Source organism: Streptomyces telluris (assembly GCF_024519335.1).
Lineage (GTDB): Bacteria > Actinomycetota > Actinomycetes > Streptomycetales > Streptomycetaceae > Streptomyces > Streptomyces telluris.
The window spans coordinates 73,168-87,806 of the sequence record NZ_JANIID010000028.1 but is presented as its reverse complement, the minus strand read 5'-3'; the positions used below and the strand labels follow the sequence as shown (position 1 = coordinate 87,806).

The 14,639-nt window shown below is 72.1% G+C and carries 14 protein-coding genes; 3 read left to right on the top strand and 11 right to left on the bottom strand.

What is annotated here, in order from left to right; all coding sequences use genetic code 11:
- Positions 1-46 precede the first annotated feature (46 nt).
- On the bottom strand, positions 47-3,358 hold the full coding sequence (locus NQU55_RS26415; protein ID WP_256791290.1) for an NACHT domain-containing protein: 3,312 nt from the start codon (positions 3,356-3,358) through the stop codon (positions 47-49).
- 240 nt (positions 3,359-3,598) lie between these two features.
- Entirely contained in the window at positions 3,599-4,549 is a 951-nt protein-coding gene (locus NQU55_RS26410; RefSeq protein WP_168096342.1) for a MerR family transcriptional regulator, read from the bottom strand.
- A 147-nt stretch (positions 4,550-4,696) separates the two neighbouring features.
- Between NQU55_RS26410 and NQU55_RS26405 the strand changes: the two genes are divergently transcribed.
- Together NQU55_RS26405 and NQU55_RS26400 are read left to right on the top strand one after the other, a co-directional pair.
- Complete coding sequence (locus tag NQU55_RS26405) at positions 4,697-4,939, top strand: chaplin (protein ID WP_168096343.1); 243 nt, start codon at positions 4,697-4,699, stop codon at positions 4,937-4,939.
- 167 nt (positions 4,940-5,106) lie between these two features.
- Positions 5,107-5,565: a hypothetical protein gene (locus tag NQU55_RS26400; protein ID WP_256791289.1), complete on the top strand. Its 459-nt coding sequence runs from the start codon at positions 5,107-5,109 to the stop codon at positions 5,563-5,565.
- Here NQU55_RS26400 and NQU55_RS26395 read toward each other — a convergent pair.
- The 6 genes from NQU55_RS26395 to NQU55_RS26370 all read right to left on the bottom strand — a co-directional run bounded on the left by NQU55_RS26395 (position 5,562) and on the right by NQU55_RS26370 (position 10,420).
- Complete coding sequence (locus NQU55_RS26395; RefSeq protein ID WP_168093345.1) at positions 5,562-5,885, bottom strand: hypothetical protein; 324 nt, start codon at positions 5,883-5,885, stop codon at positions 5,562-5,564. The two genes, NQU55_RS26400 and NQU55_RS26395, sit on opposite strands and share 4 nt — an antisense overlap.
- Positions 5,886-6,028: 143 nt before the next feature.
- Entirely contained in the window at positions 6,029-7,213 is a 1,185-nt protein-coding gene (locus tag NQU55_RS26390; RefSeq protein WP_168093353.1) for a helix-turn-helix domain-containing protein, read from the bottom strand.
- A 154-nt stretch (positions 7,214-7,367) separates the two neighbouring features.
- On the bottom strand, positions 7,368-7,739 hold the full coding sequence (locus NQU55_RS26385) for a hypothetical protein (protein WP_168093352.1): 372 nt from the start codon (positions 7,737-7,739) through the stop codon (positions 7,368-7,370).
- Positions 7,740-7,814: 75 nt separating this feature from the next.
- Complete coding sequence (locus NQU55_RS26380; RefSeq protein WP_168093351.1) at positions 7,815-8,183, bottom strand: holo-ACP synthase; 369 nt, start codon at positions 8,181-8,183, stop codon at positions 7,815-7,817.
- A complete protein-coding gene (gene glmS, locus NQU55_RS26375) occupies positions 8,180-10,027 on the bottom strand; it encodes a glutamine--fructose-6-phosphate transaminase (isomerizing) (RefSeq protein ID WP_168093350.1) in 1,848 nt (615 codons plus the stop codon). Before glmS ends, NQU55_RS26380 begins: the two co-directional genes overlap by 4 nt.
- A 165-nt stretch (positions 10,028-10,192) precedes the next feature.
- Positions 10,193-10,420, bottom strand: coding sequence for a hypothetical protein (locus NQU55_RS26370; RefSeq protein ID WP_245700596.1), 228 nt, complete (start codon positions 10,418-10,420; stop codon positions 10,193-10,195).
- Positions 10,421-10,648: 228 nt separating this feature from the next.
- Between NQU55_RS26370 and coaA the strand changes: the two genes are divergently transcribed.
- Positions 10,649-11,641, top strand: a complete 993-nt coding sequence (gene coaA, locus NQU55_RS26365) for a type I pantothenate kinase (protein WP_168093348.1) — start codon at positions 10,649-10,651, stop codon at positions 11,639-11,641.
- Positions 11,642-11,786: 145 nt separating this feature from the next.
- Here the strand turns inward: coaA and glmM are convergent, their stop codons facing one another.
- The 3 genes from glmM to rplM all read right to left on the bottom strand — a co-directional run bounded on the left by glmM (position 11,787) and on the right by rplM (position 14,329).
- A complete protein-coding gene (gene glmM, locus NQU55_RS26360) occupies positions 11,787-13,145 on the bottom strand; it encodes a phosphoglucosamine mutase (protein WP_168093347.1) in 1,359 nt (452 codons plus the stop codon).
- A gap of 194 nt (positions 13,146-13,339) precedes the next feature.
- A complete protein-coding gene (gene rpsI / locus NQU55_RS26355; RefSeq protein ID WP_106681042.1) occupies positions 13,340-13,843 on the bottom strand; it encodes a 30S ribosomal protein S9 in 504 nt (167 codons plus the stop codon).
- 39 nt (positions 13,844-13,882) lie between these two features.
- Complete coding sequence (rplM, locus tag NQU55_RS26350) at positions 13,883-14,329, bottom strand: 50S ribosomal protein L13 (protein WP_106681041.1); 447 nt, start codon at positions 14,327-14,329, stop codon at positions 13,883-13,885.
- Between the last annotated feature and the right edge of the window lie 310 nt (positions 14,330-14,639).

The window sequence follows — 14,639 nt, the reverse complement described above, 5'->3', positions numbered from 1 at the left end:
CGGGGCGGGAGCCGGTTACGGCGGTAGGGGCTGGGGGAGGGAGTGCTCAGGTCCGATCGGCGATGAGGGTCAGTTCGGAGCCGGCGGGGAGGGAATCCCGGTTGATGACCGGGCCGGTGTGCCTGATGCGCACATTCAACGGGCCCAGGTTCCCGAGCAGCGCCAGGTCGACCGGCTCCTCGCGCCCGTCGCTCACGGGGTCGATGATGTTGATCTTCTTGACCGCCGGGTAGACGCGCGACACGTGGGCCAGCCCGGACAGGCCGGTGCTCTCCTTCAGGTGGAGCTCCTCCACTTGCGGCAGGGGCTCCAGGTCCACGAGGTACCGCAGGTTCTCCCCATAGACCCGGAGGAACCGCAGCTCGGAAAGAGACGCCAACGGCAATCGCTTCCGGGCGCGGCCCCCGTGAATCACCAACTGCTGGAGTGTGGGGTGCCCTGCCAGGTCGGGCAGCTCTGCGGCGGACGACACACCGGGGCCGATGTGCAGGTAGCGGAGCGCACGGGGCAGCCGTACCTCGCAGGACGGCACGCGGAGCCCCGTGTCCTCCCAGTGCAACGTCAGATCCCGCAACCCGGTCATGGCGGGCAGCGCTCCGAGGTCCTCCGGCCAGCCCTCCAACCACAGGTGCATGGTCTGCAACGCGCTGACGTCCAGTGCACTCAGCTGGAGTACCGGCGGGGTCTCGACGGCGCGCAGGGCTCGCAGCGGAGGGCAGCCGCGCAACACACGCAAGTCGACACAGTCGCTCATGCCCCGGAAGGTCACGTCGGCGAGGGCCGGCGTGGCGAGATCCGTCAGGTCCTCGGCGGTCTCCAGCCCTCGGATCTGCACCTGGGGCCGCCCCCCGAGCCGCTTCAGCGCAGCCAGGTGCTCCCGCGACTTCACCACGAAGTCGAGCCCGTCCTCGTACGCCAGCCGCCCGATCACGGCCTCGGCGTACGCCTCCGTCTCGAACCGGTCCCAGGCCCACGCGAGCTGTGCCCGCACCTCCAGCAAGGGGTGGTCCACATACCGGGACAACAAGGGCAAAGCCCTGTCATCAGCCACCGTCGTCGCCGCGACGACCACCGCATGCGCGACGTCGTCCGTAAGCCCCTCCGGCCCGGGCAGCAGGTCCAGGACCACCCTCCCCGCCGCGGCGAGCGACTTCGCCGCCTCCAGGTCCCGCGGCGGTACGAGCTCCGCCGCCGCCTTCTCGACCCGCGCGCGGACCTCCCAGTCGACCTCCGTCGCGTGTTCGAGGCACGCCGCGGCGAGGAGGTGGAGCCGGGCCCGATGGGCCGGCTCCTTGTCGCCGCGTTCCAGGAGCAGGCGCAGCAGCTCCGCGCGGGCGCGCGGCGGTGCGTGGCCGACCGCCATCCTCAGCACGTCCTCCCACTGGTCGTCGTGGGCGTGGTGGACGAGGACGTCGAAGTCCCAGTCGTCCACGGCGGCCTGGGCGCCGAGGTAGTCCTGGAAGGTGCGGTGGATGAAGTCGAGGGTCTCGCTGGTGGGGCGGCGCAGCAGACCGCTGCGCAGGACGAGGTGGCGCAGTATGTCCTCGGCGCTGCCGCGGGCGGCGACGGACGGCATGGCGGGCAGCGCACGGTCGAGGATCTCGACGGCCTTGTGCCATTCGATCTCGGAACGGCCGTTGCGGATCAGCCAGTAGGCGATCTTCTGCAGCAGGGCCACCTGCTGCCCGTGCTCCAGCTCCGGCCCGTCCTCGCCGACCACCACGCCCCGCTCGCGGTCGCGCCGCACGAGCAGCAGTTCCAGCGCGGCGCGGTAGAGCTCCATGCGGCCGTGCGGGAGGTACCCCTTGCGGGAGCGGTTGAGGGCGCAGATCAGGGCGCACATCAGGGGGTTGGTGGCGAGCATGCCGAGGTCGCGTTTGGTGACGACGGCGGTGGTGAGGGCGTCGCGGAAGGCGCGCAGGGGTTCGTGGTGGCGCGCGCCCGCCGCGTCGTGCCAGCGGCCGATGAACGAGATGACGTCGCCGCGGCTCATGGGGAGGAGTTCGAGCTCGGTGAAGCCGGCGTCGGCGAGCCAGCCCTCGCGGACGGCGGAGGGGCGGGTGGTGATGACGTAGCGGGCGTCGGGGTAGGCGGCGAGGAGGTCCTTGACCCAGGTCAGGGTGCGGCGGCGGTCGGCCTCGGGGACCTCGTCCACGCCGTCGATCAGCAGGAGCGCGGTGCCTTCGGTGAGCCTGCGGGTGACCCAGCCCCGGGCGGCGGGCAGGCCGGCGAGCGGGCCGGCGGCCGCGGCCAGGAACTCCTCGGGCTGCGGGAGTTCGCCGCGGCGGATGAGCGTACGGAGGGGGAGGGTGAGCGGCAGGCAGCCGCTGAGGTGGCCGAGGCCGGGCGGCAGGTCGCCGCGGGCGGTGATGGTGGCGAGCCACTGCAGCAGCGTCGTCTTGCCGGAGCCGGCGGCGCCGCGCAGGAGCACGCGGCGGCGCCCGGCGAGGGCTTCCTCGGCGCGCCTGGGGGACGGCGTGGAGTTCTCGGGCAGCCACTCCCCCATCGCCCTGGCCTCGGCGCCGCCCGCGCCGCGCGCCGCGCCGCCGGTCAGTTCCAGGCTGAGGTAGGCGGCGTCCAGGGGCCAGGTCTCGCCCTCGCCGTCGGAGAGGGTCAGGCCGATGATGGTCAGTTCGCCGGACTTCTCGACGATGTAGTCGCGCAGGCGCCGTTCGAAGGCCTCGATCTCCAGCTGCCGCGGCGAGGCGAGGGAGCGGGACTCGGGCTTGTGGCCCACGAGCAGGCACTCGCTGAGGAACGCGAAGTCCTGCCAGAGCGTGGCGGACGGGGTGACCGTGAGCCGTCCGTGCCGCCAGCCGTTCGGGTCGGCGCAGACCACCCCGGCGAGCAGGCCGTCCACGAAGACGGCGGCGCCGGACATCCCGGCCCACGGCGAGCCGCCGTCGGCGGGCTGCCGCGGGGACCCGTACTCGCTGTCGAGCACGTGCCGGCCGCTGAGCAGGTTGCTGCCCGGCTTGAGGGAGCCGACGATCTGCTCGGTGTCGAGCTCGCCGGCTTCGTCGCGCTGGACGTGCGGGTAGCCGATGGCCTGGGCGCCCGGCCAGACCCTCAGGTCGTAGGCGCGGCCCCAGACAAGGGGTTCGAAGGCTTCGGCGACGTCCTCGGGGACGAGGTCCCGCTCGCCGACGAGCAGGGCGACGTCGCAGCGGCGGTTGTCGTCGCGAGCCCAGACCACTTTGCAGCGCACCTGCCCGACGCCGCCGGGGACGATCGCCCGCGGGTTCGCGCAGTCACCGACCACGTGTGCGGCCGTCAGGACCAGGTTCGGGGCGAGGAGGTATCCGCTGCCCTGACTCCGTCCGAATACCGCTGCGATACGTTCCTTCGCCGGGTGCACCTCTGTCCCCTCCGCGCGCGTTTCCGCCAACCGACGATACGTCAGGAGAGAGGTGTTGACAGGGGGTTCCGCGAACGCGCGAGCCTGAGTACGCGACGGGGCGTCGATCAAGGCGGACGGGGAGGCACGGGCCGGCCCGGCCGGACGCCCGGCCGGGAACCGACCCGGCAGCCGACCCCGGCACCCGGCCCGGTGCACCGACGGCGGCGCACCGGGCCGGGCCTTGCGGGCACGTACGCCCTACCCCCGGACCCCGGCCCGCAGCGCGGCCGCGAACCACTCCGTGGCCGGCTCCATGTCCGGCAGCGCCCAGCCGTTGATCACGGCGACGAGCCGCCAGTACTTGCCGTAGCGCGGGTCGTTGCCGGCCTCCAGCCGCTCCAGCAGCCAGGCCCGGAACTCCGGCCCGTCCTCGCGGCGCGACACCTCCGCGAGGGCGGCGGCGATCCGGTCGACGTACGGCCGGGCCGCGGGGCCGTCCGGGGCGATCCCGGCCTGCCGCGCCTCGGCCGTACGCTCCTTGATCACCTGCGCCGCGTACTTCGTGCGCTCTCCGTCGGGCCGGCCGGACTCCTGCCAGGCCCGCGTCTGATCCTCGGCCGCCCGGCGGATCCCGGCCCGGAACTCCTCGTCCTGGACGAGCTCCGCGAGCTCCACCCAGGCGTCGAGCTGCTCCTGCGAGGGGTCCTCCGGCAGCCGGGGCATGCCGTCGCGCATCGAGGCGAGGAAGTCCGGGTCGACGTCCAGGCCCTCGAAGGCACTGTCGATGAATTCATTGATCAGGCGGCGTCGTTCCTGCTCGGACAGGGTGGCGAGCTTGTGCACGAGTTCCATCTCCTCGGGTGTCGACCCGCGCCCGGCCACCGCCCGCAGCACGGCCTGACGCAACCGCAAGGTGCGGATCTGCACGTCCAGGGCCTCGGCGTGGACGGCCGCGACCTCGGAGACGGTGATCTCCCGCTCCAGCACCTGCCGGATGACGGGGAGCCCCACGCCGAGGTCGCGCAGCGTCCGCACGAGGCCGAGGCGCGCGAGCGCGTCGGGGCCGTAGAGGCGGTAGCCCGCGGGTGTGCGGTCGGTCGGCGGCACCACGCCCGTGTCGGACCAGAACCGGATGGTCCTGACCGTCAGCCCGGTCAGCCGGGCCAGTTCCCCGATGGAGTGCAGGGGGTACGCGGTGTCGTCGTCCATGTCCCTCACCTTGGAGCCTCCGGTCGCTGGAGAGTCAACAACGGATTTACCGGCGGCCGAATACGGCACACGCGGCAAATGAGACAAAAAGGGAGAAGTATGCGCGAGACTTGGCCGCGCATCAACCCCCCATCCCCGGGAGTTCCCATGACACCCACCACCAAGACCGCCGCCACCGCGGCCGCGGCCGCCACGCTCCTCGCCGCGGCGGGCGCCGGCGCGGCCACCGCCGACAGCGTCCCGGTCGGCGCCGCGCACGGATCCCCCGGCGTGATCTCGGGCAACGTGATCCAGATCCCGATCTACGTGCCCATCAACCTGTGTTCCCTCAGCCTCAACGTCGTCGGCCTGCTCAACCCGGCCTCCGGCAACGTCTGCATCAGCGACTAGCCCCTCCGGGCCGCGCCCGCACCCGCGCGGCCCGGCTGCCCCCTACGGGACGACCCCGGGCAGGGCCCCGACGCCGCGCGCGCCACGTCTCGTCCGAGTGAACGATGATCGGACCGCAAGCGGAACGGATCCTTTTAGCAGCCCCTCAGGGAAGCGAAAGGACCACCATGGCAACGCCCTCGACGCCCTCAACGCCCGCGACGCCCCGTTCCGCCGAAGGCCTCAACCACCCCCGCATCCAACGGTCGTTACGCAGCGCCAAGCTGCTCATCAGCTGCTTCGCGGGCCTCAGCCTGGGCACCCTGATCGCCGTCGTCCTCCTGCGCGACCACCACGACCTCGTGACCGACGCCGTCTGGGCGCGGGCGAGCATCGTCGTCGCCGCGTCGCTCCTCATGGCCCGGTTCGCCGCCCGGACGGCCCGCGGCCACAGCCCCTCGTACGCCCGGCTGCGCTTCTCCTCGCTCGGCATGACGGTGGCGATCGCCGTCATCGTCGCGCTGCCGGGCGCGTTTCCGGCATGGCTGAAGGTGGAGCAGGCCGTGTGCGGCGTCCTTCTGGCCGGCGTCGTCCTGATCGTCAACAGCAAGCCGATGCGCGCGGTATTCACCGCCCGCGCCCACTAGTCACAGCCCGCACCATTGCCCCACCGGCTCGCCCGGTTCGCCTCCGCGACCTTCGCGCTGAGCGTCGCGCGCGCCGCGCGGGTCGAGCACGTGCACGTGAGCAGGGAGTGCCTCGGCCTGAGGTCGATCCCGTGGGCGGTCGCCCACACGTAGACGCCGCACGTGGCCGACTTCTCCTGCGCGGCCGACGGTACGGCCGGGTCTGCCGGTGCAGCCGGTGCGGCCTGCGCCAGCGCGCCGGGCGCGGCCGGGGCCGCCTGGGTGGCCGGTTCGCGGCCGATCCTCAGCCAGGCGGTGAGGCGGCGGATAGTGTTGCGCATGTCGACGCTCCTATGCGGCGTGGGCCATGCCCCCGGGCCGTTCGCCCGGCCGCGGGGGTCTTCCGACCACCACAGAGTGGCGACACAACAGGGCCGGAACTACCAGCAGTTGCTGATAGCTCCGGCCATCGCCTCGCCGTGCGTCACCTGCCCAGCCAGGCCCCGTAGTTGCTGAACGTCTCGGGCATCCGCCGCTTCGCCGACTCCAGCCCCGCGAACGTCTCGCGCACCGTCGGGTGGTAGCGCGTCTGCTGCGGCGCCACCTTCCGGGCCAGCTGCAGGTTCCTGAAGGCGGCGTCCGTGCGGCCGGTCCACAGCTCGGCCCGGGCGACCTCGGTGTAGTGGTGCGCCCGGCGGGACGGCGGCCAGGCGTCCGGGATCGCCGTCTCCTCGGCTGCGCGCACGGCCTCCGGATACCGGTCCAGTTCGGCGAGGACGCTCACGTGGTGCGCCCCGACGTTGGTCGGCCCGAAGGACAGCCAGTGCACCTTCCCGGCCTCCCCGGTGCGCTCCGCGATCCGCCGTGCCTCGTCCAGGTGGTCCGTGGCGGCGTCCCCGTCCTTGTCCCGGCCCGCGAGCACGGCGGCGCCCAGGTGCAGTTGGCCCGTGACGACGTCGCGCACCCGCCCCGCCTCGGCCTGCGCCAAGGTGGACATGGCGAGCCGTACGAGCCGCTTGCCCGTGCGGTAGTCGCTGGCGCGGAGGTAGGCCAGGGCCCGCAGGTACTGGCGCATCCCGCCGAGAACCGGGTCCGAGGCGCGCTGCGCGGCCCACTCCAGGCGATCCAGGGCGACCGTGCAGAGGTCGAGGAAGCCGAGCTTCGTGGTCACGTCGTACGCCGTCCGGTACGCGCTGGCCAGGACGCGCCAGCTGCGGTCGCCGGGAGAGGCGTGCGCCGCCGTGGTGGCCTCGTGGATCAGCCCGGGCAGGGCGGCGGCGACCTGCTTGATGTTCGTCGCCCGGACCATGGCGCACAGCGCGTCGGCGTGCGCCTCCAGCTCCGCCAAGGGGCGGGGGGTGACGTCCGGGTCGGGCCCGAGGTCGTAGACGTCCAGCGCCTCCCGGATCGGCTGGATCAGCCCGTCCAGCTGGTCCGCCCGCAACTCGTCGAGGTAGGGCTGGCCGGTCAGTTCGGTGACGGGCAGGGACAGCGCACGGGCCAGCGCCCCGATGACCGACGGGCTCGCGGGCAGGGCGCCCTGCTCGACCTTGGTCAGGGTGCTGTAGGAGACATGGGCCAGGTCCGACAGCTCGCGCTGGGTCAGGCGCCGGACCTTACGCGCGCGAGCGATGCGCGCGCCGGTGTGCTCGTCATTGTGCGGGGGCATACGGAGCTCCGTTTCTGACGTGACACGGAAACCGTACTCCTGCCCTACGACAGGCCGGGCCGCGAACGGCCCCCGCTCCGCGGGGCGTTCGTGCGTGGGCGCGGCGAGGCGCGCCACAACCGAACCGTCCAACCCGGCGCGGACGCGCCCACCGTCACCCCGCCGCGGCGTCCAGCGCGTCCGCCCTCCGCCGGAGCTCCGCGGCGATGTCGTCCCAGTCGGGGCCGTGCAGGTAGAGACTGTCCGCGGCCTCCCGCATCAGGTCGGGCTCGTCGGGCCGCTGGAGGAGGACGAGCCGGTAGGCGAGGTTGCGGATCCAGACGGGGAGGTAGCCGTCGACCAGGTGCGGGCTCAGTTCGCGCAGCATCGCGAGCACCTCGTCCGCACCGGCGAAGGTGAGCCGCTCGACGAAGTAGCGCTCGATGTGCTCGCCGTCGCACGCGGGCGCGGGCGCGGGCGCGGGCCGGTGCTCGTCACCGTAGACGCACCGCGCGTACTCGGTCAGGGTCGTGTGCGTCGTGGGCATGGCGCCGAGCCTACGGCGGGGCCGGCGCCCCCTCGCCACCGCCCGGGGCGGCGGGCCGGGGGCGCCGGCCCCGTCTCACTTCTCCGCGATCACCACAGCGGAAGCGACCCCCGCGTCGTGGCTCAGCGAGACGTGCCACGACGTCACCCCGAGCTCCTCCGCCCGCGCCGCGACCGTGCCGCGGACCACCAGCCGCGGCTGGCCGCTGCTCTCCGTGGTCACTTCGGCGTCCGTCCACAGGAGGTTCCCGGGGGCGCCCAGGGCCTTGGCCACGGCCTCCTTCGCGGCGAAGCGGACCGCGAGGGAGGCGATGCCGCGCCGTTCGCCGCTGGGCAGGTGCAGCTCGCCGTCCGCGAAGAGCCGGGCCGCCAGCCCGGGCGTACGCCGCAGGGCGGCTTCGAAGCGGTCGATCGCGGCGACGTCGATGCCGACTCCGACGATCATTCGACGGTCACCGACTTGGCCAGGTTGCGGGGCTGGTCGACCTCGTTGCCGCGGGCCGTGGCGAGTTCGCAGGCGAAGACCTGGAGGGGCACCGTGGCGACCAGCGGCTGCAGCAGCACCGGCGTCTGCGGGATCTCGATGAGGTGGTCGGCGTAGGGCCGCACCGCCTCGTCGCCCCGCTCGGCGATCACGATGGTCCGTGCGCCGCGCGCCCGGATCTCCTGGATGTTCGAGACGATCTTGTCGTGGAGGACGGACCGGCCGCGCGGCGACGGCACGACGACCACGACCGGCAGGTCGCGCTCGATCAGCGCGATGGGCCCGTGCTTGAGCTCGCCCGCCGCGAAGCCCTCCGCGTGCATGTACGCGAGCTCCTTGAGCTTCAGCGCGCCCTCCAGGGCCACGGGGTAGCCCACGTGGCGGCCCAGGAACAGCACGGTGTTCTTGTCGGCCAGGGAGCGGGCCAGTTCGCGGACCGGCTCCATGGTCTCCAGGACCTCCTCCACCTGGCCCGCGATCTGCGACAGCTCGCGGATCACGGAGACGACCTCGTCGCCCCACTTGGTGCCGCGCACCTGGCCCAGGTACAGCGCGACCAGGTAGCAGGCCACCAGCTGGGTCAGGAAGGCCTTGGTCGAGGCGACGGCCACCTCCGGGCCGGCGTGCGTGTACAGGACCGCGTCCGACTCCCGCGGGATGGTCGAGCCGTTGGTGTTGCAGATGGCGAGGACCTTCGCACCCTGCTCCCGCGCGTGCCGCAGGGCCATCAGGGTGTCCATGGTCTCGCCGGACTGGCTGATGGCGATCACCAGCGTCCGCGGGTCCAGGATCGGGTCCCGGTAGCGGAACTCGCTGGCCAGCTCCGTCTCGCAGGGGATGCGGGTCCAGTGCTCGATCGCGTACTTGGCGATCATCCCCGCGTGGTACGCCGTGCCGCACGCCACGATGACGATCTTGTCGGCCTCGCGCAGCACGGACGCCGGGATCCGCACCTCGTCCAGCGACAGCGTCCCCGCGGCGTCGATGCGGCCCAGGAGGGTGTCCGCGACGGCCTTCGGCTGCTCGGCGATCTCCTTGAGCATGAAGTAGTCGTAACCGCCCTTCTCGGCGGCCGAGGCGTCCCAGTCGACGTGGTACGGGCGCACGTCCGCGGGCGCCCCGTCGAAGCCGGTGACGGTCACGCCGTCGCGGCGCAGCTCCACGACCTGGTCCTGGCCGAGCTCGACGGCCTCGCGGGTGTGGGCGATGAAGGCGGCGACGTCGGAGGCGAGGAAGGACTCGCCGTCGCCGAGGCCGACCACGAGCGGGGAGTTGCGGCGCGCGCCGACCACCACGTCCGGCTCGTCCGCGTGCACCGCGACCAGCGTGAACGCGCCCTCCAGCCGGCGGCAGACCTGGCGCATCGACTCGGCCAGGTCGCCGCAGGAGGAGAAGGACTCGGACAGCAGGTGAGCGACGACCTCGGTGTCGGTGTCCGACGCGAGGCCGTGGCCGCGCTCGGTCAGTTCGGCCCGCAGCTCGGCGAAGTTCTCGATGATGCCGTTGTGGACGACGGCGACGCGGCCCGGGTTGTCCAGGTGGGGGTGGGCGTTGGCGTCGTTGGGCGCGCCGTGCGTGGCCCAGCGCGTGTGGCCGATGCCGGTCGGGCCGGACGGCAGCGGCCGGTCGGACAGCTCCTTCTCCAGGTTGGCGAGCTTGCCCGCCTTCTTCGCGGCGGCGAGACCGCCGTCGGCCAGCACCGCGACCCCGGCCGAGTCATAGCCGCGGTACTCCAGCCGCCGCAGCCCCGCCAATACGACATCGAGGGCGGACTGCCCTCCCACATAGCCAACGATTCCGCACATGCGGAGCAGGGTACGGCGCGGGCGGCCCCGCTCGTGGCGGCAACGGCACAACCGCCGGGCCGGGCACCGGATCGGCGGGGCGCCCGGCGGGACGTCCGGCGGGCGTTCGGCGGCGCGTCCGGCGGGGCATCCGGCGGGGCATCCGGCGGGGCATCCGGCGGAGGGTCAGCAGCCCCGTTCGATCCTGTCGATGGCGTCCTGCACCATCTCCAGGTACTCGACCTCCTCGCAGCGCGGCTTGCTGCCGAGCTCGTAGCGGTCGAGGCAGTCGTCGAGGTCCTGGGTGAGGTCCTCGTCGGGCAGGTCGTCGGCCAGCTCGGCGCAGACGCGGGCGGCGAAGTCCTCCCGGCCGGCCTCGGCGGATCTCCGGCGCAGGTTTCTGAGAGCGAACACAGACAACACGGGCATCCCTACGTGATGCGGCCGCGTGGTGGGGGGGCGTGCGCGTGCGGCCCGCGAGCGGAACGTAATGGCTGACCGGTCAGTAGGTACAGAGGTCGGTGAAAGTTCACCCACCGTTGCGGCCCGTTACCCGCCGTACGAGTCACCCAAATCCCACGAGAACACCCGTTCCCGCCACCCGGAAGTGAGCGCCGGGCGCGACCCGCGCACAATGGGCCCGTGCCGACCACCACAGACCAGCCGCCGCAGCGCCGCCGCGCGGACTCGTCCCCGTACGTGGACCTGACCCGCGCCGAGTGGAGCGCCCTGCGGGAGAACACCCCGCTGCCGCTGACAGCCGACGAGGTCGAGCGGCTGCGCGGCCTCGGGGACGTCATCGACCTGGACGAGGTGCGGGAGGTCTACCTGCCCCTGTCCCGGCTGCTGCACCTGTACGTCGAGGCCACCAGTCAGCTGCGGGGCACGCTGAACACCTTCCTGGGCGACGTGGGCGACGGGCACGGCTCCCAGCCCGGCACGCCCTTCGTCATCGGTGTCGCGGGCAGCGTGGCGGTCGGCAAGTCGACCACCGCGCGCCTCCTGCAGGCGCTGCTGGCCCGCTGGCCCGAGCACCCGCGGGTGGAGCTGGTCACCACGGACGGCTTCCTGCTGCCCAACGCCGAGCTGCAGAGCCGCGGCCTGATGTCGCGGAAAGGTTTCCCCGAGTCCTACGACCGGCGCGCCCTGACCCGCTTCGTCGCCGATGTGAAGGCGGGCAAGGACGAGGTCTCGGCCCCCGTCTACTCCCACCTGATCTACGACATCGTGCCCGGCGAGAAGCTGACCGTGCACCGCCCCGACATCCTGATCATCGAGGGCCTCAACGTCCTCCAGCCGGCCCTGCCCGGCAAGGACGGCCGCACCCGCGTCGGACTCGCCGACTTCTTCGACTTCAGCCTCTACGTGGACGCGCGCGCCGAGGACATCGAGCGCTGGTACTACGAGCGCTTCAAGAAGCTACGCGCGACGGCCTTCACCGACCCCGACTCCTACTTCCGGCGCTACACCCAGGTCTCCGAGGAGGAGGCCCTGGACTACGCGCGCCGCAACTGGCGCACCATCAACAAGCCCAACCTGCTGGAGAACGTGGCCCCCACCCGCGGCCGGTCGAACCTGATCCTGCGCAAGGGGCCGGACCACAAGGTGCAGCGGCTGTCCCTGCGCAAGCTCTGAGGACTGCGCAAGCTCTGAGGACTGCACAAGCTCCGAGGACCTGGGCAAAGCCCTGAGGCCTGCACAAGCCCTGAGAAACAGTCACGCCTGCCCGCCCGGAAGCGATTCCGGGCGGGCAGGCGTGTCAGGGCCTGACGCGGAGGACCTAGCCCAGGGCGGACTTCACCGCGTCCGCGAGGCGCTGGGCCACGGTGCGGGCCTGCTCGATGTCGGCGGCCTCCACCATCACGCGCACGAGCGGCTCCGTGCCGGACGGGCGCAGCAGCACGCGGCCGGTGGAGCCCAGCTGCGCCTCGGCGTCGGCGACGGCCGCGGCGAGCTCCTCGGAGGAGTTCACCCGGGTCTTGTCGACGTCGCGGACGTTGATGAGGATCTGCGGCAGGCGCTCCATGACGGCGGCCAGATCCGCGAGGGAACGGCCCGTGGCGGCGACGCGGGCGGCCAGCATCAGGCCGGTCAGGGTGCCGTCGCCGGTCGTGGCGTGGTCGAGGACGATGACGTGCCCGGACTGCTCGCCGCCGAGGGCGAAGCCGTGGGCCTTCATCTCCTCCAGGACGTAGCGGTCGCCGACGGCCGTCTGGACCATCTCGACGCCCTCGCGCTCCATGGCCAGCTTGAAGCCCAGGTTGGACATGACGGTCGCCACGACGGTGTTCTTGCGCAGCGAGCCCGCCTCGCGCATGGCGAGGGCCAGGACGGCGAGGATCTGGTCGCCGTCGACCTCGTTGCCCTTGTGGTCCACGGCCAGGCAGCGGTCGGCGTCGCCGTCGTGCGCCACGCCCAGGTCCGCGCCGTGCTCGACGACGGCGGCACGCAGCTTGTCCAGGTGGGTGGAGCCGCACTCGTGGTTGATGTTGAGGCCGTCGGGCTCGGTGCCGATCGTGATGACCTCGGCACCGGCGCGGGCGAAGGCCTCCGGGGAGACGCGGGCCGCGGCGCCGTGGGCGCCGTCGATGACGACCTTCAGGCCGTCCATGCGGTTGGGGAGGACGCCGATCAGGTGGGCGACGTAGTTGTCGAAGCCCTGGTCGTACTCGCGGACGCGGCCGACGCCGGCACCGGTGGGACGGTCCCAGGGCTCGCCGGAGGCGTGCGCCCGGTAGGTCTGCTCGATGCGGTCCTCCAGCTCGTCGGCGAGCTTGTGGCCGCCGCGCGCGAAGAACTTGATGCCGTTGTCGGGCATGGCGTTGTGGCTCGCGGAGAGCATCACGCCGAGGTCGGCGCCGAGGGCGCCCGTCAGATAGGCGACGGCGGGCGTGGGCAGCACGCCCACCCGCAGCACGTCGACGCCGGCGCTGGCCAGGCCGGCCACGACGGCGGCCTCCAGGAACTCCCCGGACGCGCGCGGGTCACGGCCCACGACGGCCACCGGGCGGTGGCCCTCGAACGTCCCCGCCTCGGCGAGCACGTGCGCCGCGGCGACCGACAGGCCGAGTGCGAGCTCGGCCGTCAGATCGGCGTTGGCGACGCCGCGCACACCGTCCGTACCGAAGAGTCGTCCCACTGGTGTCCTCCGAAAAACGCGCGGATACGGGGCCTGCCTGTGAACGGGCCCCGCAAACAAAAGTGTCGGGTCCGGAACCGGAACGTTGACTTCAGGTATACGCCGATACGTCCCGGGTGACCGATAGCCGAAACGCCCCGGCGGGCACGGAGTGTGCCGCCGGGGCGTTCGAGCAGAGCAGCGAAGCCGCGTGATTAGCGCTTGCTGTACTGCGGGGCCTTGCGGGCCTTCTTGAGACCGGCCTTCTTGCGCTCGACCGCACGGTCGTCGCGGCTCAGGAAGCCGGCCTTCTTCAGCGGGCCGCGGTTGTTGTCCACGTCCGCCTCGTTCAGCGCGCGGGCCACGCCGAGGCGCAGGGCGCCGGCCTGGCCGGAGACGCCGCCACCCGAGATGCGGGCGATGACGTCGTAGCGGTCGTCAAGCTCGAGCACCTTGAAGGGCTCGTTGACTTCCTGCTGGTGCACCTTGTTGGGGAAGTAGTCCTCAAGGGTGCGACCGTTGATCTTCCACTTGCCGGAGCCCGGAACGATCCGGACACGGGCAATGGCGTTCTTGCGACGGCCCAGGCCGGCGGCCGGCTGCGGGTCGCCGAAGCGGGACGCGAGGGACTCGGAGGTGTACTCCGACTCAACGACCTCGGTCTCGGTGGTGTACTCCTCGACGCCCTCGACCGGCATCTCGGCAGTGGTCTCAGCCACGATTCTCCTCAGACTTTCTGGTTCGGCGGTGGCCGGGACTTAGCCCTGCTTGACCTGGGTGATCTCGAACGGCTGCGGCTGCTGGGCGGCGTGCGGGTGCTCGGCGCCGGAGTAGACCTTCAGCTTCGAGAGCATCTGACGGCCGAGGGAGTTCTTGGGCAGCATGCCCTTGATCGCCTTCTCGACGGCCTTCTCGGGGTTCTTGTCGAGCAGCTCGTCGTAACGGACGGAGCGCAGACCACCCGGGAAGCCAGAGTGGCGGTACGCCATCTTCTGGGTCTTCTTGTTGCCGGACAGGTGAACCTTGTCGGCGTTGATGATGACGACGAAGTCACCCATGTCCATGTGCGGGGCGTACACAGGCTTGTGCTTGCCGCGCAGCAGGGAGGCGGCCTGAGAGGCCAGACGGCCCAGGACGACGTCCTGCGCGTCGATGATGTGCCACTGGCGCTGGACATCGCCGGGCTTGGGGCTGAACGTACGCACGGTCGTAGCCTTCGCTTCTTCAGTGAGTGGGTCCTGACACGGCCCGCCTGAGGCGGCTGCCGGCGAGGGACGCACTCCGGGGACGCAACCCGGGTGCGGGCCGCTGGCGGCCACTCTGGTGGGCAAGCGTAAGGGCCCCTCGCGTGAGAACGACCAAGCCAATACGCATAACGAACTCGTAGAGTACCGGGCGCCCACCGGCGGGGTCAAAACACATGGTCTCACCGGCGCGCAGGCCCGGCCACCCGCACCGGCCCCGCGGGCCTCGTCCTCAAGCGCCGGACGGGCTGATTCTCATGGGCGGGCTCAG

Excerpts from the sequence above, each read along its gene's own strand:
- NQU55_RS26385 (WP_168093352.1), bottom strand. The coding sequence starts at position 7,739 with ATGCCCACGACGCACACGACCCTGACCGAGTACGCGCGGTGCGTCTAC.
- NQU55_RS26410 (WP_168096342.1), bottom strand. The coding sequence starts at position 4,549 with ATGGACGACGACACCGCGTACCCCCTGCACTCCATCGGGGAACTGGCC.
- NQU55_RS26400 (WP_256791289.1), top strand. The coding sequence starts at position 5,107 with ATGGCAACGCCCTCGACGCCCTCAACGCCCGCGACGCCCCGTTCCGCC.
- NQU55_RS26380 (WP_168093351.1), bottom strand. The coding sequence starts at position 8,183 with ATGATCGTCGGAGTCGGCATCGACGTCGCCGCGATCGACCGCTTCGAA.
- NQU55_RS26390 (WP_168093353.1), bottom strand. The coding sequence starts at position 7,213 with ATGCCCCCGCACAATGACGAGCACACCGGCGCGCGCATCGCTCGCGCG.
- NQU55_RS26395 (WP_168093345.1), bottom strand. The coding sequence starts at position 5,885 with ATGCGCAACACTATCCGCCGCCTCACCGCCTGGCTGAGGATCGGCCGC.
- glmS (WP_168093350.1), bottom strand. The coding sequence starts at position 10,027 with ATGTGCGGAATCGTTGGCTATGTGGGAGGGCAGTCCGCCCTCGATGTC.
- NQU55_RS26405 (WP_168096343.1), top strand. The coding sequence starts at position 4,697 with ATGACACCCACCACCAAGACCGCCGCCACCGCGGCCGCGGCCGCCACG.